Origin of the sequence: Lentilactobacillus farraginis DSM 18382 = JCM 14108, assembly GCF_000583655.1 — a bacterium.
GTDB lineage: Bacteria > Bacillota > Bacilli > Lactobacillales > Lactobacillaceae > Lentilactobacillus > Lentilactobacillus farraginis.
In genome coordinates, this window is the sequence record NZ_BAKI01000004.1 from 97,998 (window position 1) to 119,285 (window position 21,288).

A 21,288-nucleotide genomic window follows, 5' to 3' on the forward strand; every position below is an offset into this window, starting at 1 on the left:
GCCTACCTTTCGTAAACCGCCAAATAGGTCTTCATGTCACTTGGCAGCGGTGCCGTACAGTTGATAAACCGGCCACAAAAGGGATTAAAAAAGCGCAGCTGCCAACAATGCAAAGCCTGCCGCGGAAACGACTCATCTTTTGGATTATAAAGCCAATCGCCGACCAGCGGGTGGCCGACAGCTTTCATATGCACCCGAATCTGATGTGTCCGCCCAGTATGCAGCCGGATCTTTACCAGGGTCCGGTTTTTCAATCGCCTAAGCGGCCAAGCTTCAGTAACCGACATTTTACCCGGAAGACCGATTTCACGCTTAACAAGCGAATCCGCCGCCCGCCGAATCGGTAGGTAAATTTCAAAATGGTCGGTCGAAAATTGCCCCGCAACAATTGCCAAATACGTTTTTTTAATCCGATGATCCTTTAATTGCTTATCTAATACCGAATGAGCAAAATGATGCTTGGCAAAGATTACTAATCCGCTGGTGTCTTTATCGAGGCGGGTAACAATGTGGATTTTTTGATTGGCGTAGTGCTGCCGTTGATAGTAGCCCTTAACCCGATTAACCAGGGAATCATTAGCCCGATTATGAGCCGGTACCGAAGCTACGCCGGCCGGTTTATTAACAATCAAAAAATGTTCGTCTTCAAAAATAATCCGAATCGGCAAGTTTGAAGGTGGAACATGGTCATTTTCCGGTTCAGGCGGCAAGACAACCGTTACGATATCATTGGTGGTTAATTTTCGATTAACCAGTACCGGTTCCCCGTTCACCAAGGTTTTGCCGCCGTGATATTTAATTTTTTTAAGCAGCGTCCGGGTAATCCCATATCCCATAATAAACGTCCGAACCTTTATCGGTGCCTTGCCCTGGTAGGTCCAATTAAATTCAGTCATCCAAATCAACCTTGCCAATAAATGAATTGCTGACCCGCCGCCAAAATTGCATATGCCGATACTGAGCAAATGCAATCCGTTTTTGAGAAATCCGATACTCAACTGAGGCAATCTGTCGCGTTGTGATAACCTGATGATCGCAGGTTAAGATTGTCCGATGAGTTGATTTAGGGACAATTTTTATCCACTCATCGGGTGCGATAATTAACGGAGAGCCCAGCGTTCGAAAAACCCGGTTGTTAATCGAAGAAATCTCAGCCATCTGAATAGCATTTAGTCGCGGATTAATAATCGCACCACCAATCGATTTATTATAAGCAGTGGACCCGCTGGGCGTCGAAATACAAAGCCCGTCACCCCGAAAACTCTCAAACAATTGGTTCTTGATATAAACGTCCGCCACCATCGATCCACTGATTTGCTTTAACGTCGACTCATTCAACGACAGACCAATATCAGCAGCCCCACCACCGGCATAATTAACTTTAATATCCAGCAGTGGGTAGGCAACACTTTGCCCATTATCGTTTTCCAGACTGGCCACCAAATCATTGACTTCATAATCCCGCCAATCCGTATAGAAACCCAAATGACCCGTATGAATACCAATAAATCGAACCCGGTCGCTAATGTCCTGGTAGTGATGAAAGGCGGATAAGAGCGTCCCATCGCCACCAACCGAAACAACAATTTCAGGGTTCAACCCATCAATAATTAAATTGGGCGATTTTTCAATTTGTTTTCTCAGCAAAGTCGCCACAATGTTTGACGCCTCTACTAAATTACTGTATATTGCTATTCTCATTCTGATGACTTCCCCGCATCCCCAGTCGAAGCATCTTGCTTAGTTTCCTGAAGTTCACCACGAATTTCAGACATTTCTTCATCCAGCTTAAAGGCCGCTTCCGCGGATCGTTCCAGTCGAACTTTCAAGTCATCCGGGAACTCACCTTTATACTTGTAATTCAATGAATGTTCAACCGTTGCCCAGAAATTCATAGCAAGGGTTCGAACCTGAATTTCGGCCAAAATAACTTTCTCACCGTCCAGCATTTGAACCGGATACTCAAAAATAATGTGGTAGGAACGATAACCACTCGGCTTTTTATTATGCACGTAGTCCCGTTCTTCCAAAATGTTAATATCCGTTCGCTTCCGTAACAAGTCCACCACCTGATAGATATCTTCAACAAATTGACACATAATCCGTAACCCGGCAATGTCTTCCATGTCTTCTTCAAGGCGGTCTTCCGAAATATGCCGCCGAACCATTTTTTCTTTAATACTGTCAACGGGCTTAACGCGACCGGTCACAAATTCAATTGGACTTCGACCGTCCAACTTAAGAAACTGCGCGCGGATTCCCCGTAACTTAACTTTCAATTCATCAACAGCCTGTTTGTATGGAATCAAAAAGTTGTCCCAATCTTCAACCAAGCTATCACTTCCAATCTTTTTTATGAAATAAGCAGCTGACACCCGGCCGTCAACGCATTTGCTTTAAATCAAAACGGCCGGTTGGCTGATATTTTTTATTCATTCAGTTTTTAAATTTTACAATCAGACTATATTTTAACATAATAAATGTGGATTCCCCAAAATGGGGAAGCACATTTATGAGCAAATATATTGTTTTTAGCTCAAAATTTGGTATTCTTAGATAAGTAAATAATTGGTATATTACTTTTATTTGTCGATTAAAAATTGGAGGGGCATTATGGTTCTCGAAATTTATTTATTCATTGATCCGCTAAATCGACATTGTTATGACGCTGAAAAAACGATCGATAACATTTCCCGCAAGTTAAATACCAAAGTTTCCGTTCGATTCATTTCCATGTTAAATATCAAAATTTTAAACCAAATGGCAGCAAAAAATGGTCAACAATTCGACCACAAACTGCCTTATCATATTGTACTTGATTCTAAAGCGGCATCCTTTCAGGGTAAAAGGTTGGGACGCCGTTTCTTGATGGATTTACAGCGGGAACTCCTGCTCAATCATCAAACATACAGTGATGAACTGGTTTATTGGTTGGCGGAAAATAACGGGTTGGATTGTGAAATGTTTAGGGAAGATAGACGATCGGAATTAGCGGAAAACATGTTTCGATGTGATCAACGGATAGTTCACGAAATGTCGGTAGATGAGCCGGCGACTGCAGTGCTTTTCAATTCAGCGGTTGATAATAGTGGCGTGCTGATTAAGGATTTTGATTACAATTCTATGTTTAAGTTCTGTGCGCGAAGCGTAAAGTCCGTTCAACACTTTGAAGATTTGGTCAAGCAGCATCAAGATAGTAATCAAGGTGCCAAGATTTTGTATCCGCAATCAAATTTCTTCTAATAGAAAGTGCCTCAATTAGTTGACAGCTTCAAAATCAAACTTAATCAGCGTGGGACGAAAGACCGTTAACTTTTAGAACCTAATCGAATTAGCCGAATATTTTGGGCTTAAATGTTTGGCTAATTCGATTACGTAATCGGAAAGTGTTTTTCGACGCACGTTTGCGCTCGGTAAAATCGGGATTAACCAAAACGGGACCGGACAAAATTATTTTTGTCCTGGTCCCGTTTTGATGTCTTTAATACCACCTGTTTAAATTAAAGCTGGCAACTATCAGTTTAAACCACTCATTTAGAATAACTTTTCAAATTCATCAAGCCGCTCTTCAAAAATCTTAAAAGCCCGCGTTAGATAATCCGGCTGGGTCATGTCCACGCCGGCTTTTTTCATAACATTAATCGGCGTATCCGAACTACCGGACTTCAGGTAATTCAAATACCGGTCAACATCTGCCTGACCACCGTTAACAATTTTATCAGCCAGTGTCGAAGCTGCTGCAAAGCCGGTCGCATACTGGTAAACGTAAAAGTTATAGTAGAAGTGCGGGATTCGTGACCATTCCAAGCTGATCTGTTCATCTGAAACAACCCCGTCACCATAATACTTCTGATTCAATTGACGGTAATAGTCGTCAAGAAAGTTAGCAGTTAGCGGCTGTCCCTTGGCATCCTGTTCGTGGATGTACTGTTCAAATTCTGCAAACTGGGTCTGCCGGAAAACGGTTCCCTTGAAACCGTCCAAATAATAATTTAGAATGTGGCGCTTCATATTCTGATCATCTTTGTATTTATCCAGTAAGTAGTCAGTCAGAATATTTTCATTCGTCGTCGACGCAATTTCAGCGACAAAAATAGAATAGTCACCGTATTGATAAGGCTGATGGTGGGAAGCGTAATAACTGTGCATACTATGACCGGTCTCGTGAATCAGCGTGTATAAATTATCCAGATTATTCTGCCAGTTCAAGAGAATAAATGGATTCGTGTCATACGTCCCTGAAGAATAGCCGCCGCTTCTTTTATAACGGTTCTCAACAACGTCAATCCACCGATTATTGAATTCTTCTTTTACATGACTGACGTATTCCGGCCCCATTACCTGAAGAGCATCGAGGGCAACTTTCTTGGACTCGTCAAATGTATATTGTGGTGACTTCTCACCAACCAAAGACGTATATAAGTCATACATATGCAATTCATCCACACCCAAAATCCGCTTACGCAAAGCGACATACCGATGCAACAAGTCCAAATGGCGGTTGACCTCGGTAATCAGGTTATCATAAACCTTAACGGGAACTTCATTTGCTGACAGAGCCGCTTCCAATGCGGAATGGTATCCCCGCAGCCGGGCCTTGAAATTATGATTTTTGACATTAGTCGTCAAAGTTGAAGCCAAGGTATGCTGAAACTGCTGATAAACCTGATACAGCTTTTGAAAAGCTTCTTTTCTGACGGTTCGATCGGCTGATTCCAGCAAAATACTGTAAACCCCTTGGGAAAGTTGAACCTGATTGCCGTTTTCATCGGTAACCGACGGAAAAGAAAGATCAGTATTATCCAGAATTCCAAACGTTTTCACCGGATGAAAAAATGTCATCGGCGCCAGCCAAAACTTCCTCGACATCATGATTCAGAATGTGCTCGCGTTTGGCAAACGTTTGATCATACAACCGTTGATAGGCCTTTAATTTAGGTTCCTGCTGATAATAGTCAGCCATTTGTTTTGGACTAAGCGTCAGCAATTCGGGATCAAACCACGCTACCGCCGCCCCAAATCGGGCTGCCAACGACTGACTGCGGGCATACATTGCCTGATAACGGTCCTGGCTGGTGTCCTGATCGTTCTTCAGCTGGGCGTAGACATAGACCTTCTCCAGCTTACGGGAAGCCGCCAGCAGTGCTTCAGTGGCTTTTAGCAGGTCAGCTGCACTTTTCCCCAACGTTCCGGAAAGCTGCTGCAGTGCTGTCAAATCGTTTTCGACCGCCTGATAATCCGTTTCAAATTCAGAATCAGTTTGATAAATTGTTGTCAGATCCCAGGTTAATTCAACCGGTACATCTTTTCTGAGTGGTAACTGCTTTGTTTCTGCCATTAATGACATCCCTTCCTCAACTATTTAACACTAGATTATCACAAGAATCGATCTGCCGTTAAAATAAACCATCGTTTTTGATCATAACTGTCAAACCAGACAGGCTGCTTTAAAATTTGAATGCCGGCCACTGAATGGCGCAGATAGCCCTGGTCATGAAGTTCAATCAACAATCGTTTGAATGCCATTTTGAAGAATCGGTGATTATCGTTAATTTGCGCAAATTCAAGCCCAAATTTTTCCCGACTCAATTCCAGCAATCCGGCCAGCAAATCATCGGAAATAAACCGATAACCATCGTCAAAGAGCCGTAAAATCAGCCAAACCCGCCAACAAAGGATTGATTGATGAAAAATCGGCAGCCCACTCCCCTGATGACCATGACAAATCATTGGACAGCCCACAAAAAGCCGATTAAATGCGTAGCAGTCCGAAACACTTGGCAGCCAAGTCCGCCCCCGCTTCAAATTACTTCTTTGAATATTCTGCAGTTGGTGCAGCAGCAAGCGCCTGGTTGTATTGGTATTGGCCCGCCATTTAGCTGTGGGCTCACCGGACTTCAAGAATTGCAGCAATGCTTTCAAACTAAAAAAATTTTGGGTATCAGCCGTTAGTTTGCCGGCAACTTCCCGAATTTGATAATGCAGGCAATAGTAGCCCACTTCTTTTGAAAAACAAATAAAATAAAAACCAAGCCGGCAGTGATATTGGGCAAATCTAGCTACCATATCGGAATGATAAGTACCGGTATTGTAACGAGCCCCCAAAATCCACAGCACCCGGCGGGCAACCTGGTGATACCCAGCCGTCCGCCGTTTAATTTCCGCAAACGAAATCGGGCTGCACTGATATTCAATAACCGTTTGCAGCGTGGGAACATAAACATCGGCCCGTTGATTAATATTGGAAAAAACGTGTTCCAGCACGGCCGGATGGCCCAATGCGGTTACGTCCTGCTTTATTTTCATTTTGCCGGCCAAATGTGCCTGACTCTCATTCTCACTGTATGGACACTGACTAATCGAAAGATGACTAAAATGGGCTATTCGGGATTGACCATGTTTTAAAACAACCGATTCATGACAACTTGGACAATGATAAGCCGGTTTTGAAAATGGGCTGTTTTCAGCTGCCCGCTTGGACTTCCCGCTAACCTCATCTGCTTGAATCAAGCGCCCGTTCAGTTCGGCAATCAGCATTAATAATCCCTCCTCGGATAAGCGTTCATTAATTAAGTACGGGAACAGCCAACCATTTTTTTATTTTTGGCAAAATTCCGCAAAAATAGGGCCATATGCTATCAATCATGCCAAAATTGGTTATAATTATTGGTAAATCTATCCATCAGGAGACTGGAGACTACCAATGCTTGAAAATCTATTAGCATACATCAAACAAGAAGACGTTGCAGAACAGCTTTATCATAGCTTAATCGGCATTGAAATCGAAGAACATCGGATTCAAAGCGATGGGCAGTTAAGTCGGCATCCCTACCCAAAAAATTTAGGATCCAGAAAATATCATCCCTATCTCCAATCGGATTTTTCCGAATCAATGAATGAACTAATTACCGATCCCAACCCAAACATCAGCGGTGTGCTGGATCAATTGGATACCATTCAAACCGTTCTTTATCGATCGATGAAGGACGATGAATATATCTGGCCGCTAAGTATGCCCCCCGCTTTGTCGCAAGAAGATATTCACTTTGTGGCAACCCATTTTGAACGGCCGCCATTTCAAAAATACCGTGATTATCTCACGCAAAAGTATCAGGTCCCATTAAAGATTGTCACTGGTCTGCACGTTAACTTCAGTATTCCCGAGCCGGTCATTAATCGGCTGTATACGCATTACGAAAATCAATTCAAAACACTGGTGGAATTTAAAAATGCCCTGTATTTTCAAATTACCCAAAATTTTGTCCTGCATCGTTGGCTGCTGACTTATTTATTTGGCGCCAGTCCGATCGCTGAAAAAGGATTTTTTTCGGGGGAAACACCTAAAGAACTCAAGCAACCGGTTCGAAGCATTCGAAACAGCATTTACGGCTATGTCAACAAGCCGGCTGACCAAGTAAACGTTACGGTTTATTCGAGTCTGGGTAATTATGTTGACCGAATTTCAGATGCCATCGCCAAGCACCGGCTGTTTTCGGCAGCAGAATTTTATGGGCCGGTTCGGCTGCGGGGACAAGCATCCCTAAAAGATTATCGAACCAGGGGGATTTCTTATTTGGAATTCCGGGTAATGGATAACACCCCGTTCACACCTAATGGCATTAGCCGGCACGCGTTGTACTTTTTAAAGTTCTATTTGATGTATCTACTGGTTCATCCAGTTGATATATCCAATATCCATGAACAGCTCAAACAATCTTTTGATGATAACAACCGGGTTGCACTGGAATCGCCGGACCAGCCGACATTTAAAGAAGCCGAGGGCATCAAAATCTTTAATGAACTCATTGAAATTGCCAAACAGCTGCACGCACACTCGGAACAGCTTCAGGCACTGGACGACTTTAGTGAAGTTCTCAGTCATCCCGAGCTGACCGCGTCGGCTATGCTGCTGCCTAAGATCAAAAACAACAGCCTCATGCATTTGGTATCGAAACCGCCAAAAAATGGAAAACTCGTCGTACCACGACTGACCACTTGCTGCCAGCCATGTCAAATCTGAATTCAAATGCGCAGCGTCTGATTTTTCACGCGATTGCGCTTGGCATTCGGTACTATGAAGTCCGCGATGAGCACGGTGAAGAGCTGTTAATGCTGACATATGATAATCTGACCCAGGTTGTCTATGCTAATAAGGTTAATGATCAGCCCTTGGAATATCTTTATGAGCTGTTTCCAGACATCAAAGAGGCCGCTTGGAAACACTGGTAGTCACCATTTCTTAAAAAATCAACAACTAAAAAATCCAGAATTGCGTTTAGCCGAAAATGATTAGTTTCCGGTTAAACACAATTCTGGATTTTTCTGGTATTGGTTAGCTGGTAAAATAGTCTTATCAAAACTGTAACGTACAGCCACATTTATTTTAATGGCATAAAGACCGTAAATACCGTTCCCTTGGGATGATTGTCAGCAACGGAAACAGTCCCCTTATGTTCGTCGACAATCCACTTGGCAATAGCCAAACCAAGCCCGTTGCCCCCGGTTTTAGCGTTCCGTGATTTGTCAGAGCGGTAAAAGCGTTCAAAGACATGCTTTTTGTCAGCATCCGGGATACCGGAACCGGTATCCCGAACTTCGATTTTTAGCCGGTTGTCCCTAACTTTGGCAACCCGGAAAATGATTGTTCCGCCTTTTGGGGTGTACTTAATCGCGTTGTCCAACAAAATAATAATCAACTGTCGAATCAAATCCGGGTCGAAATGGCCCTTTCCCGCGGCCCGAATCGACGTTTCCATTGATTTGGATTGGCTGCGGGCAATTTCTACATATGGTTTAATTGTCTGTTCAAACCAAGTTTGCAGGCTCATCTCCTGACGATTAATCTGAATAATATCCGCATCCGAACGCGCCAGTGTTAACAAGCGGTTGGTCAATGTTTGCAGGTGTCTGACTTCTTCAAGTGTTGTTGAGATCGGTTCAGCCTGTTCCATAACACTTGATTTGGGCTTGGTCAGTAAATATTCCATCTGATTTTGAATCACCGTCAAAGGTGTCCGCAATTCGTGGGCCGCATTGGCACTAAACTGCTTTTGACGATTCCACGACTCCAAAATCGGCTTCATACTTGAACGTGAAAGAAAATAAGCGACACCGAATGCCAGAAACCAAAAAATCAGCAGCGTAAGTAACAGTGACTGCCGAAATCCCCGGATTGCCAGCAGATCTGAATCAATATTCTCTAAAATCAGCGCATAACGACCTGCATACATCGGATTGGGATTCGTCTTTGGAACCTTGATTAATAAAGTCCGAAAATAATGCCACGAGTTATCAGAAGACATTAATGTCATCTCCCGAATTTTATTAACTTTGGTAACGTCCAGCCGGGTATTGCCAAAAACCTCATAAAGCCGGTTCCCCAGCATTTGATTATTCACAATCTTACCCTTGCTGTTAAAAATTAAGACATTTGTGCGAAAGGGCGTATTTCGAGCCGGCGGCGGTGTCTGCGAGTTTCCCGAAGTCTGACCGGTGCGAAAAGTCGGCTGACGTCGGTTAGTTAGAATACCAATCTTTTGCCAACGCAATCCGCGATCAATATTTTCGTAAATCGATTGTTGGAAGAAGAAATTAACCACTAATCCCAAAATTGCAAATAAAAGCGCAAAGCCAATCAGTTCCCTGGCAAACAAAGACAGCTGTTGCTTTCTTTGTGGATTCCCCTTAATCACGCAAGCTCCTCCGTTTCAAACATATACCCCACGTTTCTTAATGTTTTAATCGGCTTTAAATCCGTTGCCTGCTTAATCTTTTTTCGTAAATTACTCATATAAACTTCAACAACTGAAATAGCCGTCTCCGACTCAAATCCCCAAAGTCGATCAAAAATCTGTTCCTTTGTGATAATCGTATCGGGATTTTGAAGAAAGTAAACCAGCAGGTCAAACTCCTTGCCGTTTAATTCCAGTATTTTCCCCTTTACGTTAACTGTTCGTTTGCTCAAGTCAACCGTAAACGGGGCCACGACCATTTGATTATCATTTCCCAAGTGACCGCTTCGTTTCAATAAAGCCTTTACCCGCATCAATAGCTCTTCTCGATGAAACGGCTTGGTTAAATAGTCATCAGCCCTAATTCAAAACCGTGAACCTTGTCATCCAACGTATCCTTTGCCGTCAGGATTAGTACCGGCATCGCCAAATGGGATTGCGTCCGCCAATGTTTGAGAATGTCATAACCATTAACTTGAGGCAACATTAAATCCAAAACAACCAAATCATAAATACCTTCTTCTCCCAGCATTTGACCTTCAAAGCCATCGTGAGAGACCGTGGTTTGGGCGATTTCACCTAAAAACAGTTGCAGACTCTGAGCTAATGATTCATCATCTTCAATTATTAAAATATGCAGTTCTTTCATTTAATTTTCTTCTCCTTTATCAACCAGTTATATCTTCTCACTAAACTATCTGTTTTACATGAGTTCGTCAACTATTCAAATTTAAATTAACACAAATGAAAAATTTTAAGCTTGATTTATGGTAGTTTCCTTAGAATAACATCTATTCAAAGAGAAGGAGGTAACTTGTTATTACAGGATTCAAGCAATTATTTAAATTTGGGGTTATTGGATTCGGCAACACACTCCTAACCTACATCGTTTATTTATTGTTACTGGCACCCACCGGCGCAACGATTGCGATGGCTGTTGGTTATGGCGCTACATCACTACTCAGTCTGACACTAAATAATCATTGGGTCTTCAAAGCCCATGCGCAATTTAAATCAGTTGTTGTTAAATACTACGTCACTTATTTATCTACTTGGGCTCTCAGTACCTTGCTTGCTGGTGTCCTAAGTCATCTTTCAATGGTTAACGACCATTTGATTCCGATCTTTAGCTTAATCATTACTGTACCCACCAATTTCTTATTATCAAAATTTTGGGTATTCAAAAACACATCTATGAAGGAGGCACAACGGTTTGGAAATTAATAACAACGCTTCAAGGAATATCCAAAATCAATCTTCAAGAAAAATTCGTTTGGACTGGCAATTGGGACTTGTCTTATTATTAGCCCTATTTTTATATGGTTGGCAAATCTGGAAAGCTGGTTCCGCCAATGCTTTTTATACGTCCGCCATTAAAAGTATGACGATGAGTTTTAGCAATTTTTGGTACGGCAGCTTTGATCCTGCCGGTTATATTACAGTCGATAAGCCACCGGTAGCCTTGTGGTTTATGGCTATTAGTGCCAAAATCTTCGGCCTACACGGCTGGAGCATTGTCCTGCCCTCGGTTCTGTTCGGGGTCGGCTCAGTTTATTTAATGTATCGACTGGTCGCCCCATATTTTGGAAAAAATGCCGGCCGACTGGCGGCTTTGGCCATGACCATTACACCAATTGTCGTAGCCGATTCAAGAACCAACAACATGGACGCGACATTGGTATTCTTTTTACTTCTAGCAGTCTGGTTTCTTGAAAAGGCAATTGCCCAACGAAAGGTCTGGACGCTAATCGTCAGCTTTTCATTAATCGGAGTTGCCTTTAACGTTAAGATGCTTCAAGCATTTATGATTTTACCAGCTATGTACCTGTTTTACTGGCTGGCAGCCAACGAAACTTGGAAACAAAAGATTAAAAAACTGACCTTTGCGTCAGTTGGTTTAGTTGTTTTTACCCTGGCCTACCCACTTTCAGTTGATCTGACGCCTACCAGCCAACGACCGTATGTCGGTGGCTCTGAAACCAATTCAGAGCTTGAATTGGCCTTTGGCTATAACGGTACCGAACGATTACTGGGCCAAACGACAGGAACCGGTGGCACCTTTGGTGGCGGCATGAATGCCAAAAGTCAGGGTAAAAATAAAGGCATGCCCGGTGGCGGTAAAATGCCGACCAATATGAAAAAAGGGGCTGGTAATGCGCCTGGTGGAAATGCCCCAACCGGCAAAAAAGGGGCTAATCAACCAGCAGGCGGCCCTGGCGGCCAAGGCAAAAAAGGTCAAATGGCCGGTGGCGGTGGCGGCGCCTTTAATATTGGAACAATTGGTCCGTTCCGTTTATTCCAATTATCACTCGGCCCACAAATTAGCTGGCTGCTGCCATTTGCCATCATTGGGTTGATTGGTGGACTGGTTTACTTCCGGGACCGGAAAAAACGCTGGTATCACCTAACCCATGAGCAAAAGCAGCTGGCGCTTTGGACGGGGTGGTTAGTCCCGGTTTACGGCTTCTTCTCTGTTGCCAGTTTCTTTCATCCCTACTACACCATTATGTTGGCACCGCCAATCGCGGCCCTGTTTGGAATTGGGTTGGTTGCTTTAACAAAACTGTTTAAGTCCACTTTACGGACCAACTGGAAATTTTACCTTCTGCCACTGGCTGTTTTGGTAACCGCGGCCCTTCAGGCCTGGTACGTTTATTCTTATTACCCGTGGTTGACCTGGCTGATATTGGCAGTCGCAGTGATTGCCTCCCTGCTGCTCATTTTATTCCCTCAAACTAAGGCCAGCCGTGGTATCATCGCCGTTGCTACACTCGGGATTCTCGCTGCACCGGGTTGGTGGTCGCTTACACCGACACTTGCGGCTGAGTCGGCCATGATTCCAACTGCCGGCCCATCACTGCTGCAAAGTGGTAGTGGCGGTGGTGGCGGTATGGGAATGGGTAATTCTCAAGTAAATATCAAGCTGCTGAATTATTTGGAAAAACACCAGGGAAATGCGAAATATCTCTTTGCAACCAGTGATTCAACCAGCGCGGCGCCTTACATTATCAAAACCGGCAAGGCTGTTATGGCGATGGGTGGTTTCAACGGAACCGATCCGGCAATTACCCTCAATCAATTTAAAAAGCTGGTTAAAAATGGTGATTTGAAGTATTTCTACTACTCTGGCCGTTCCGGAAATACCAAAATTATTAATTGGATTAAAAAACACGCAACCAAAGTTAAAAGTAGTTTGTATCAAAGTACCAGTACCACCAATCAGCCAACCACAAGCGGTTCCAGCCAAGCCAAATCTGCTGAGAAAACAATATCGGCAGGTAAAAATACGCCGAACGGCGCAAAAGCACCAGGTGGCGCAAAGAAAGGTGCTCCCGGCAATCTGAAACGTCCAAGCACTTCTAAGACAAAGCAGACCAGCAAAACTGCTCAGGCAGCCAAAAGTAAGACTGCTCAAAAATCCCAGGCAGCAATGCCGGGTGGCATGGGCGGAATGGGTCAATCCGGAACACTGTATGACTTATCAACTATTTACAAATAAAACAAAGGAGGTCTTCACATGGAAAATCACTCGGATTTAATTTCAATTGTCTTGCCGGTTTTTAATGAAGAACAAGGCATCGAGCAAACAATTGACACCTTGGAAACCTTTATTGGCAATCAGCCCCAAAATTTTGAATTAATTTTTGTCGACGATGGCTCAAAAGACGCAAGTGTTGCCTTAATCCTGCAAGCGCAGCAATTGCACAATAATATCAAACTCGTTCAATTTTCCAGAAACTTTGGTCATCAACTTGCTATTACGGCCGGTATCCGTTACACAAGCGGTGATGCGGTTGTCGTCATGGATGCCGATTTACAGGACCCACCCGCCGTGATTGTCGAAATGATCAAAAAATGGCAGGCTGGTGCTGACGTTGTTTATGGCAAACGGGTTTCCAGAGACGGCGAAACGATTTTTAAAAAAGTAACCGCGGCATTGTTCTATCGAACCCTTAAAAAAATCACCAATGTTAATATCCCGCTTGATACCGGCGACTTCCGACTGATGGATCGCCAAGTTGTTAATGAATTAGCTAAAATGAACGAAACCGATCCATATGTGAGAGGCATGGTGAGCTGGGTCGGCTTTAAACAAGATTCTGTCGAATACGAACGACAGGAAAGAGTGGCCGGAACGTCCAAGTACCCGCTTTCTAAAATGATCCGACTGGCAATGGATGGTGTTACCTCATTTTCATCTTTTCCACTCCAGTTGGCAAACTGGCTGGGAAGCCTTTCAATTATCTTTAGTATCGGCTATTTAGCCGTTACTTTAATCACTGGTTTTCACACGCTTCAATTTGCGATTGTCTCCCTCTTCCTGTTGGTTGGTCTGATTTTCCTATCACTGGGGTTGGTGGGCGCGTACCTGTATCGGGTTTTTGAAGCTTCCAGGAGACGGCCGTTATACATCGTTTCAAAAACCAGTGGCTTTCAATCCGGTACAAAAAAGCACGCTTCTTCAACAGCCGGGCATCACACAACGATGTACTATGCCAGGCCGGGAAAAAAACAAACCTTTGAACAAAAACAGTTAAGAACTTAAGCTCAAAATAAAAAACCGTCACCGCCAATCATTATGATATTTGGCGGTGATGGTTTTATTTTGACCAATTAATTACTTAAAATAGTAACGGCTTAGTTCAAGCGCACTGTTTTCCATAATCTGTTGACCATATTCATTTAAAACATCCTCAGTAACCGTTGTCTTCTTGCCATACTCGTTGGCAATCGCAACTTCATCACTGACAATCATATTGACCGGATCATTACTGAACAATTGAAGCTTCAAGAAATACCTGCCTTCATACAAAAACAGATCCGAAGTACCATTTTCCAAGCGTAAAGCTTTTGAAAGTTCAATAAAATCATTTAAATCATCAAATTCAAGAATAACGGTTCGTTTCTGATGACCAAATTCATCATTGGTCTTTTTATCATTTTGCGGCTTGTCGTCCACACGATGTTCGTCAATATATTTTGAAACCTGATCGTGTTTCCCACGTCCGTCGCCGGAACCAAGCAGCGGTTCATCTTCATCAGACATATCGACATCTTTACTTATAAAAAGCTCAAGGCCGTTCTGATTTGGAAGAACTTGGAAAGTGACGGCATCATTATTTTGAAATTGATGATCCTTGTCGACTTCCTCGAGAATGCTATAAAAGAAACTTTCAATTTGTTTATGATTTCCGAGTAAGTCCAAAACGGTAATCCCGCGTTTATCAAGGTCATCATTTCCGATCAAAACTCGAATTGTATTCTCGTTGATCCGTTCCATTTCCATAGTTAGCCACCCCTTTCAATCTCCGAGGGTAATTATTATATCATTGTAACACAATTGTTGTCCAAGTAAATGATACGGCTAAAAATGGTTAGTGACAAGTAAATTATTCTTTTTAATCACTGTGCGTTTCTAATCATTCGTTCTAAATCACTTTTACGAATGTCGCGCGGTAAGAAACAGCGAATTTCATCATCATTAAAACCGATTTGAAGCCGATTTTCATCAATTAAGATCGGTCGCCGGATCATTTCCGGGTGCGCAACCAGCAGATCCAGCAAGCCACTAATCGTCAGTGAATTGATTTGATCCTTAAACTGATCGTAAACGTAGGAGCGAGTCGAAATTAACCCTTCCGTGCCGGTTTCCGACAACATTAAAATTTGTTTTAACTCATTTTTGGTTAGCGGGTTTGAAAAAATATTTCTTTCCTCAAACGCAACTCGATTTTCAAGCAACCATTTTTTGGCTTTTCGGCAGGATGTGCAGCTGGGGGTTGTTAAGAATTTAATTGTCATAATAACTCATCTCCTAATAATCTTTTGTATATCTAGATTATAAAGGAAAAAGTTATAAAAATCATAAGATTCACAAAATAATCAAACAAAAATCCAACTTTCATCACATTTACCTATTTCATAAATCAATGGTTAAATGTCGACTTGCCAAAATCGTCTCAACCTGCGAACCGGCAGCAGCCTGCGCTTCACGTTTCAACTGCTGTAAGTCACCCTCGGCCGGTAAATGTGTTAGTAGTAATTTGTGAACACCGGCCGCTTTTGCCAGCCGACCCGATTCAGTTGTGGTCATGTGCCATTTTGTCCCGGTTTTGGCCGCAAAGAAATTTGTATCCGCCATTAACAGATCCGCCTGATCCGCGAAATCGGCAATTTCCGGGAAATAAGCAGTATCGGCTGTAAAGACCAATACCCGCCCAGTTTCTTTTTCAACTATTCGAAGTCCAAACGCCGGAACCGGATGATGCATTTTCAAAAAACTGATGGCAAATGGACCGACTGTCAATTGTTTTTCAGGATCATAAGCAACGCCCTTTGTCGACTTTGGCCAAGTTAAACCCTCAAAATTAATCTTATCAAGTGAATGGCCATATATCGGTAACACCGCCTGATGATAACGCTGCTCATGCAGCTGCCAATAATATTGCAAAACCCCGACATCTGCCGTATGGTCGTGGTGATAATGCGTTAAAATAAGTCCATCCAATTTTAAGGGATCAAATACTTCTTCAAGGCTTAAAAGTGCCGCGCTGCCACAATCGATCAGCAGATGATAACCGGCGGATTCCAATAGATAACTACTGGTTGCATTGCCATTTGCCGGATAGCCGCCTAAAAATCCAAGTACTGTTAATTTCAATCAATCCGCCTCCTGCTTTTTGAACCCAGTATAAATGAGCATTCATAAAAAGTAAATGTTTGGCTAGCCATCTCAAAAAAAGTATAATGAATTTGAATACAGGAGGTGGGGATTGTGAAAAAACAAATCGCAATTACCTTTGGTGACAGCCGGATTATGAATCAAATCAGAGAGAAGCATCCTGATAGAAAGCTTGTCACTTATAAGGCGTTAAATCAAACAGGTAAGCTTATGATGTTGGATTATTCAGGAGAGAAACCGGTTTTTCAATCACCGGTGCTCTATGATGTTCTGGGCCATGGCGGTACGGACAATTGGGATAGCTTTATCAGTTTCTCAACACTGGATTTAAATTTCGATCAGCAGAAGGTTTTTGACGCCAGAATCAATCAATTGATCAGCAATGGGTTGCCGACCGGGATGTATTCTATTTATTCCTTGAATTATCATAAGGATATCAGTCAACGGGTTATTTTGGGAACTTGGAAATCGTACCGTGATTTTGAACTTTGGAAAAACGCCTCACATGAATTTGTTCCAAAAGAATATCGCGATTCGCCGAGCTTTTATTCACATGAATCCTATTACACGCCCGCTGAAGAGAAGTAAACTTTAACCATTTTATAGATAATCAATAAAAATATCAGGCTATTCACAGGAACTCAGTTTCTTGCAAACAGCCTGATATTTTTTCTAACCAACCCGTAACGTTAATGCATTAATGGAAACCACAATCGTACTGAGGGACATCAAAACGGCGCCGACCATCGGACTCAATAGGATGCCGGCAAAGGCTAAAATCCCGGCTGCTAACGGAATAGCAATGATATTATAACCAGCACCCCACCATAAGTTTTGCTTCATCTTTTCCGAAGTCCGCTTAGCAAGTTTGAAAAGATCAACCACGTCTTTGGGGTCGCTTCGAACTAATACAATGTCGGCCGAATCAATTGCGACATCGGTTCCGGCACCAATGGCTACCCCGACATCAGCACCACTTAAACTTGGCGCGTCATTAACACCGTCGCCAATAAACATTGTCGGGCCTTTTTGCTGATATTTGGAAACAATTTTTTGCTTATCTTCAGGCAATAGTTTTGCTTGAAAGTCACTGATCCCCAGTTGTCGGGCCACACTTTCCGCAATTGCCGCATTGTCGCCTGTCAACATTACCGGTTGAATGTGGTGTTGTTTTAAATAATCGATCATTGGCTTGGAGCCCGGTTTAATTTCATCACCTTCACCAATGGCGCCAATTACCTGGTTGTTTTCAATTAAAAAGCTGATTGAATTATTTTTATCAGCCAACAATTTATTAACAACTGTTTGATCATATTGCACCTGATTTTTATTAAAGAAGTTGCTTGAAACTAATTGGTAAATCTTTCCGTTAACATTACCGATTAACCCAAACCCGGGAATCTGTTGAACGTTTTCAGCCGACTGAATCTGAAGATGATTTTCCAAAACGGCGGTCATCACCCCCTTAGCCAGTGGGTGACTGGAGGTTTGTTCCAAGGAACCGGCAATCTTTAAAATATCAGTTTTTGAATAGGCATCATTAAGCGTTTGATAAAAATTGAGTTTGAAGTTCCCCGCCGTCAAAGTACCGGTTTTATCCATCAAAACATAGTGAACCCGGTTAGCGCGTTCCAAAGCTGAGGAATCCCGAATTAACAGACCATTTTGTGCGGCCAATGCCGTCGAGCGGGAAACTACCAGTGGAACTGCCAGGCCGAGTGCGTGCGGGCAGGCAATGATCAGGACCGTTACGGCAATCGGTAGTGCCACCGTAGCCCCACTAACGAGCATCCAAACAATGAAGGCAATAATTGCTACTGAAAGTGCAGCGTAGAATAAATACCCGGCCACCCGATCAGCAACGGTTTGCGCGTGAGATTTATTTTCAGAAGCATGCTGGACCAGCTGCATCACCTTATTCAAAAAGCTGTCCCCCTGAGCTTTGGTAACTTTAAATTCAAAAGTACCGTCATTATTAATAGCACCGCCAATAACTTCATCGTTGACGGTTTTGGAAACCAGCTTGGATTCACCGGTAACCAACGATTCGTTTACCGTTGTTGTCCCTTTAACAATCAACCCATCGGCAGGAATTTTTCCACCAGCTTGGACCTGCACAACATCGTTCACCTTTAGGTCAGCTACATTGACGGACACAACCTGACCGTTTTTAACAACCCGGGCAGTATCAGGCAACAGCTTGGACAGGGCATCCACTGCTGAACCGGCACTATCAATTGATTTCATTTCAATGATATGCCCCAGCAGCATAATATCGATCAATGTTGACAGTTCCCAAAAGAATTCATCAACAGGTGGGGTGACGTGGAAAAGATGATTGGCAATCACTGAGTAGATACTGTAGAAATAAGCAACGGTAATCCCCAAGGTAATCAAAGACATCATTCCTGGTTTTTTAGTCTGAAACTCCGTTTTGGCACCCGAAAAGAATGGCTTGCCGCCGTAAAAATACAGAATCGAGCCAATTACAGCCAAAATCAGCGGTGACCAAACGAACTGAAACGTTAAGCCTTCATGCCAGCCATTGGTGAAAGTAAAACAACCGGGACGGTAAGCACCAGTGAAATCCAAAAGCGCCGATTTAAGTCGCCCATATTCATATTCATATGATGACCATGCATCCCCGACATTTGATGATCATCCGACATGTCCATACCACCCATTTGGTGATCCATGCCTGTCATACTATCATGTTGCATTGTCATATGATGTTGGCCTGACATCGGTGTTTTTTGGGCTGTCAATGATTTTTCCTTTTCTGATTGAGCCTGCATCTTATTCATTTGATCAGCCGATGACGTCTTCATATGTCTTATTGATTCCTCATGTTTTGCCATGATTAATCCCCCCTTCTCAACAACATCTTCGTACTTTATTTATTAAACGGTTCTTATTACCAACTTCCATCTACAATTGTAGACTTAAAATCCAAAAAGTGCAACTACAAATGTAGACTTCAAGATTTTTGAATATTGTTCAGACAATATTTCACTGTCTAATAATGGATCCAAAAAGAGGGTCAGCAGTTACTTAACAAAGTAGTCTGCTGACCCTCAAAGCTTTGGAGACATTCGATTAAAATGACGGTTCGTACGAGACTCGAACTCGTGACCTCCTGCGTGACAGGCAGGCGTCCTAAACCAACTAGACCAACGAACCAAAATTGCGGGAGCTGGATTTGAACCAACGACCTTCGGGTTATGAACCCGACGAGCTACCAGACTGCTCCATCCCGCGATAATATAAAATTAAACTGTTATTGAATGACCCGTACGGGATTTGAACCCATGTTACCGCCGTGAAAGGGCGGTGTCTTAACCACTTGACCAACGGGTCATTTAACGGAGAAGGAGAGATTCGAACTCTCGCGCCGCTTACGCGACCTACACCCTTAGCAGGGGCGCCTCTTCAGCCACTTGAGTACTTCTCCAATATGGGCCTAAATGGACTCGAACCATCGACCTCACGCTTATCAGGCGTGCGCTCTAACCAGCTGAGCTATAGGCCCATTATAACACATAAAAAGCGGGTGACGAGAATCGGACTCGCGACAACAGCTTGGAAGGCTGTGGTTTTACCACTAAACTACACCCGCATATTTAATTATAGTGGCGCGGGACAGAATCGAACTGCCGACACATGGAGCTTCAATCCATTGCTCTACCGACTGAGCTACCGAGCCAAAAGCGGTTCGTACGAGACTCGAACTCGTGACCTCCTGCGTGACAGGCAGGCGTCCTAAACCAACTAGACCAACGAACCAAAATTGCGGGAGCTGGATTTGAACCAACGACCTTCGGGTTATGAGCCCGACGAGCTACCAGACTGCTCCATCCCGCGATAATTAAAAGGAGGATGAGAGATTCGAACTCTCGCGTGGTTTGACCCACCTAGCGGTTTTCAAGACCGCCCCCTTCAGCCACTTGGGTAATCCTCCATGAAGTAACATCAAAAAAATGTATTATAAAATAAAACTGAGTCTAATGGACCTTGTAGGACTCGAACCTACGACCGGACGGTTATGAGCCGTCTGCTCTAACCAACTGAGCTAAAGGTCCAAGAAGGTCCAAGACCCTATATCGCGGCAGGGGGGATCGAACCCTCGACCTCCCGGGTATGAACCGGACGCTCTAGCCAGCTGAGCTACACCGCGATGATGATGCCGTTGATAGTATTCTATCAATCGGGAAGACAGGATTCGAACCTGCGACCCCCTGGTCCCAAACCAGGTGCTCTACCAAGCTGAGCTACTTCCCGTTGAACTAATGCACCCAGTAGGAGTCGAACCTACAACCTTCTGATTCGTAGTCAGACACTCTATCCAGTTGCGCTATGGGTGCAAAATATGCCGAGGACCGGGATCGAACCGGTACGGTCATCACTGACCGCAGGATTTTAAGTCCTGTGCGTCTGCCAATTCCGCCACCCCGGCATAATAAAGCGGAAGACGGGATTCGAACCCGCGACCCCCACCATGGCAAGGTGATGTTCTACCACTGAACTACTTCCGCAAAATGCCGACTAGAAGATTCGAACTTCCGACCCCCTGTTTACAAGACAGGTGCTCTGCCAGCTGAGCTAAGTCGGCATACAACATTATATTATGCGCTTAATAATATTCAATTGTAATGAGCCGTGGCAGTCTCGAACTGCCGACCCTCTGATTAAAAGTCAGATGCTCTACCAACTGAGCTAACGGCTCAATATGGAGGATACAGGGATCGAACCTGTGACCTCCTGCTTGTAAGGCAGATGCTCTCCCAGCTGAGCTAATCCTCCATAAATCGCGTGGCAACGTCCTACCCTCGCAGGGGGCGATCCCCCAACTACTCTTGGCGTACAGAAGCTTAACTG

Annotated in this window: 13 protein-coding genes, 19 tRNA genes and 4 pseudogenes; 6 read left to right on the forward strand and 30 right to left on the reverse strand. The window is 43.6% G+C overall.

Features of this window, described 5'->3' with window-relative positions; genetic code table 11:
- Nucleotides 1–2 precede the first annotated feature (2 nt).
- Genes JCM14108_RS02900 through yjbM form a run of 3 tightly spaced genes read right to left on the reverse strand, consistent with a single transcriptional unit; the run spans nucleotide 3 to nucleotide 2,333 of the window.
- Nucleotides 3–896, reverse strand: coding sequence for an RluA family pseudouridine synthase (locus JCM14108_RS02900; protein WP_035178324.1), 894 nt, complete (start codon nucleotides 894–896; stop codon nucleotides 3–5).
- Nucleotides 889–1,701 (reverse strand): NAD kinase, encoded by an 813-nt coding sequence (locus JCM14108_RS02905; protein ID WP_035178326.1) that lies wholly within the window; start codon nucleotides 1,699–1,701, stop codon nucleotides 889–891. The genes JCM14108_RS02900 and JCM14108_RS02905 overlap by 8 nt, the downstream gene beginning before the upstream one ends.
- On the reverse strand, nucleotides 1,698–2,333 hold the full coding sequence (yjbM, locus tag JCM14108_RS02910; protein WP_035178328.1) for a GTP diphosphokinase: 636 nt from the start codon (nucleotides 2,331–2,333) through the stop codon (nucleotides 1,698–1,700). Before yjbM ends, JCM14108_RS02905 begins: the two co-directional genes overlap by 4 nt.
- A gap of 280 nt (nucleotides 2,334–2,613) precedes the next feature.
- Between yjbM and JCM14108_RS02915 the strand changes: the two genes are divergently transcribed.
- Nucleotides 2,614–3,243 (forward strand): DsbA family protein, encoded by a 630-nt coding sequence (locus tag JCM14108_RS02915; RefSeq protein WP_035178330.1) that lies wholly within the window; start codon nucleotides 2,614–2,616, stop codon nucleotides 3,241–3,243.
- Between the two features lie 291 nt (nucleotides 3,244–3,534).
- Here JCM14108_RS02915 and pepF read toward each other — a convergent pair.
- Both pepF and JCM14108_RS02925 read right to left on the reverse strand, forming a co-directional pair.
- A pseudogene (pepF, locus tag JCM14108_RS02920) lies at nucleotides 3,535–5,338 on the reverse strand (oligoendopeptidase F).
- Between the two features lie 38 nt (nucleotides 5,339–5,376).
- Nucleotides 5,377–6,537 carry a competence protein CoiA gene (locus JCM14108_RS02925; RefSeq protein WP_035178331.1) on the reverse strand — a complete coding sequence of 387 codons (1,161 nt, stop codon included), beginning with the start codon at nucleotides 6,535–6,537 and terminating at the stop codon, nucleotides 5,377–5,379.
- 166 nt (nucleotides 6,538–6,703) lie between these two features.
- Here JCM14108_RS02925 and JCM14108_RS02930 point away from each other — a divergent pair.
- Nucleotides 6,704–8,229, forward strand: a pseudogene (locus JCM14108_RS02930) (gamma-glutamylcysteine synthetase).
- A 149-nt stretch (nucleotides 8,230–8,378) separates the two neighbouring features.
- On the opposite strand, the gene JCM14108_RS02935 reads toward JCM14108_RS02930, so the two are convergent.
- Both JCM14108_RS02935 and JCM14108_RS02940 read right to left on the reverse strand, forming a co-directional pair.
- Nucleotides 8,379–9,692 carry a sensor histidine kinase gene (locus JCM14108_RS02935; protein WP_035178333.1) on the reverse strand — a complete coding sequence of 438 codons (1,314 nt, stop codon included), beginning with the start codon at nucleotides 9,690–9,692 and terminating at the stop codon, nucleotides 8,379–8,381.
- A pseudogene (locus JCM14108_RS02940) lies at nucleotides 9,689–10,380 on the reverse strand (response regulator transcription factor). Before JCM14108_RS02940 ends, JCM14108_RS02935 begins: the two are co-directional and overlap by 4 nt.
- A 206-nt stretch (nucleotides 10,381–10,586) precedes the next feature.
- Between JCM14108_RS02940 and JCM14108_RS02945 the strand changes: the two are divergent.
- The 3 genes from JCM14108_RS02945 to JCM14108_RS02955 are packed head-to-tail and all read left to right on the forward strand — an operon-like array spanning nucleotide 10,587 to nucleotide 14,277.
- Nucleotides 10,587–10,955, forward strand: coding sequence for a GtrA family protein (locus JCM14108_RS02945; protein ID WP_081759837.1), 369 nt, complete (start codon nucleotides 10,587–10,589; stop codon nucleotides 10,953–10,955).
- Nucleotides 10,945–13,230, forward strand: coding sequence for a glycosyltransferase family 39 protein (locus tag JCM14108_RS02950; RefSeq protein ID WP_035178335.1), 2,286 nt, complete (start codon nucleotides 10,945–10,947; stop codon nucleotides 13,228–13,230). Before JCM14108_RS02945 ends, JCM14108_RS02950 begins: the two co-directional genes overlap by 11 nt.
- Nucleotides 13,231–13,248: 18 nt before the next feature.
- Complete coding sequence (locus JCM14108_RS02955) at nucleotides 13,249–14,277, forward strand: glycosyltransferase family 2 protein (RefSeq protein ID WP_035178337.1); 1,029 nt, start codon at nucleotides 13,249–13,251, stop codon at nucleotides 14,275–14,277.
- A gap of 72 nt (nucleotides 14,278–14,349) precedes the next feature.
- On the opposite strand, the gene JCM14108_RS02960 is transcribed toward JCM14108_RS02955, so the two are convergent.
- From JCM14108_RS02960 to JCM14108_RS02970, 3 genes are all read right to left on the reverse strand, one after another.
- Nucleotides 14,350–15,018 carry an adaptor protein MecA gene (locus JCM14108_RS02960; protein WP_035178339.1) on the reverse strand — a complete coding sequence of 223 codons (669 nt, stop codon included), beginning with the start codon at nucleotides 15,016–15,018 and terminating at the stop codon, nucleotides 14,350–14,352.
- 116 nt (nucleotides 15,019–15,134) lie between these two features.
- Nucleotides 15,135–15,533 (reverse strand): transcriptional regulator Spx, encoded by a 399-nt coding sequence (gene spx / locus JCM14108_RS02965; RefSeq protein ID WP_035178341.1) that lies wholly within the window; start codon nucleotides 15,531–15,533, stop codon nucleotides 15,135–15,137.
- 118 nt (nucleotides 15,534–15,651) lie between these two features.
- Complete coding sequence (locus JCM14108_RS02970; protein WP_035178342.1) at nucleotides 15,652–16,392, reverse strand: MBL fold metallo-hydrolase; 741 nt, start codon at nucleotides 16,390–16,392, stop codon at nucleotides 15,652–15,654.
- A gap of 114 nt (nucleotides 16,393–16,506) precedes the next feature.
- Here JCM14108_RS02970 and JCM14108_RS02975 point away from each other — a divergent pair, with 114 nt between their 5' ends.
- Entirely contained in the window at nucleotides 16,507–17,001 is a 495-nt protein-coding gene (locus tag JCM14108_RS02975; protein ID WP_035178344.1) for a hypothetical protein, read from the forward strand.
- Nucleotides 17,002–17,085: 84 nt separating this feature from the next.
- On the opposite strand, the pseudogene JCM14108_RS02980 reads toward JCM14108_RS02975, so the two are convergent.
- From JCM14108_RS02980 to JCM14108_RS03075, 20 genes and pseudogenes are all read right to left on the reverse strand, one after another.
- Nucleotides 17,086–19,157: pseudogene (locus JCM14108_RS02980) on the reverse strand (copper-translocating P-type ATPase).
- Between the two features lie 361 nt (nucleotides 19,158–19,518).
- Nucleotides 19,519–19,593, reverse strand: a tRNA-Asp gene (locus tag JCM14108_RS02985).
- A gap of 4 nt (nucleotides 19,594–19,597) precedes the next feature.
- Nucleotides 19,598–19,671: transfer RNA gene (locus JCM14108_RS02990), tRNA-Met, on the reverse strand.
- Between the two features lie 27 nt (nucleotides 19,672–19,698).
- A tRNA-Glu gene (locus tag JCM14108_RS02995) sits at nucleotides 19,699–19,770 on the reverse strand.
- A gap of 6 nt (nucleotides 19,771–19,776) precedes the next feature.
- A tRNA-Ser gene (locus JCM14108_RS03000) sits at nucleotides 19,777–19,864 on the reverse strand.
- A gap of 4 nt (nucleotides 19,865–19,868) precedes the next feature.
- Nucleotides 19,869–19,942, reverse strand: a tRNA-Ile gene (locus tag JCM14108_RS03005).
- Nucleotides 19,943–19,958: 16 nt separating this feature from the next.
- Nucleotides 19,959–20,029 (reverse strand) — tRNA-Gly (locus JCM14108_RS03010).
- A gap of 14 nt (nucleotides 20,030–20,043) precedes the next feature.
- Nucleotides 20,044–20,116, reverse strand: a tRNA-Phe gene (locus tag JCM14108_RS03015).
- Nucleotides 20,117–20,121: 5 nt separating this feature from the next.
- A tRNA-Asp gene (locus tag JCM14108_RS03020) sits at nucleotides 20,122–20,196 on the reverse strand.
- A 4-nt stretch (nucleotides 20,197–20,200) separates the two neighbouring features.
- A tRNA-Met gene (locus JCM14108_RS03025) sits at nucleotides 20,201–20,274 on the reverse strand.
- A 9-nt stretch (nucleotides 20,275–20,283) separates the two neighbouring features.
- A tRNA-Ser gene (locus JCM14108_RS03030) sits at nucleotides 20,284–20,371 on the reverse strand.
- A gap of 47 nt (nucleotides 20,372–20,418) precedes the next feature.
- Nucleotides 20,419–20,492, reverse strand: a tRNA-Ile gene (locus tag JCM14108_RS03035).
- Between the two features lie 21 nt (nucleotides 20,493–20,513).
- Nucleotides 20,514–20,587, reverse strand: a tRNA-Met gene (locus tag JCM14108_RS03040).
- Between the two features lie 30 nt (nucleotides 20,588–20,617).
- Nucleotides 20,618–20,691: transfer RNA gene (locus JCM14108_RS03045), tRNA-Pro, on the reverse strand.
- A 9-nt stretch (nucleotides 20,692–20,700) separates the two neighbouring features.
- Nucleotides 20,701–20,774: transfer RNA gene (locus tag JCM14108_RS03050), tRNA-Arg, on the reverse strand.
- Nucleotides 20,775–20,780: 6 nt separating this feature from the next.
- Nucleotides 20,781–20,866, reverse strand: a tRNA-Leu gene (locus JCM14108_RS03055).
- Between the two features lie 7 nt (nucleotides 20,867–20,873).
- Nucleotides 20,874–20,945: transfer RNA gene (locus JCM14108_RS03060), tRNA-Gly, on the reverse strand.
- A gap of 4 nt (nucleotides 20,946–20,949) precedes the next feature.
- Nucleotides 20,950–21,022 (reverse strand) — tRNA-Thr (locus JCM14108_RS03065).
- Between the two features lie 41 nt (nucleotides 21,023–21,063).
- Nucleotides 21,064–21,136, reverse strand: a tRNA-Lys gene (locus tag JCM14108_RS03070).
- A gap of 4 nt (nucleotides 21,137–21,140) precedes the next feature.
- Nucleotides 21,141–21,213, reverse strand: a tRNA-Val gene (locus tag JCM14108_RS03075).
- Nucleotides 21,214–21,288 lie beyond the last annotated feature (75 nt).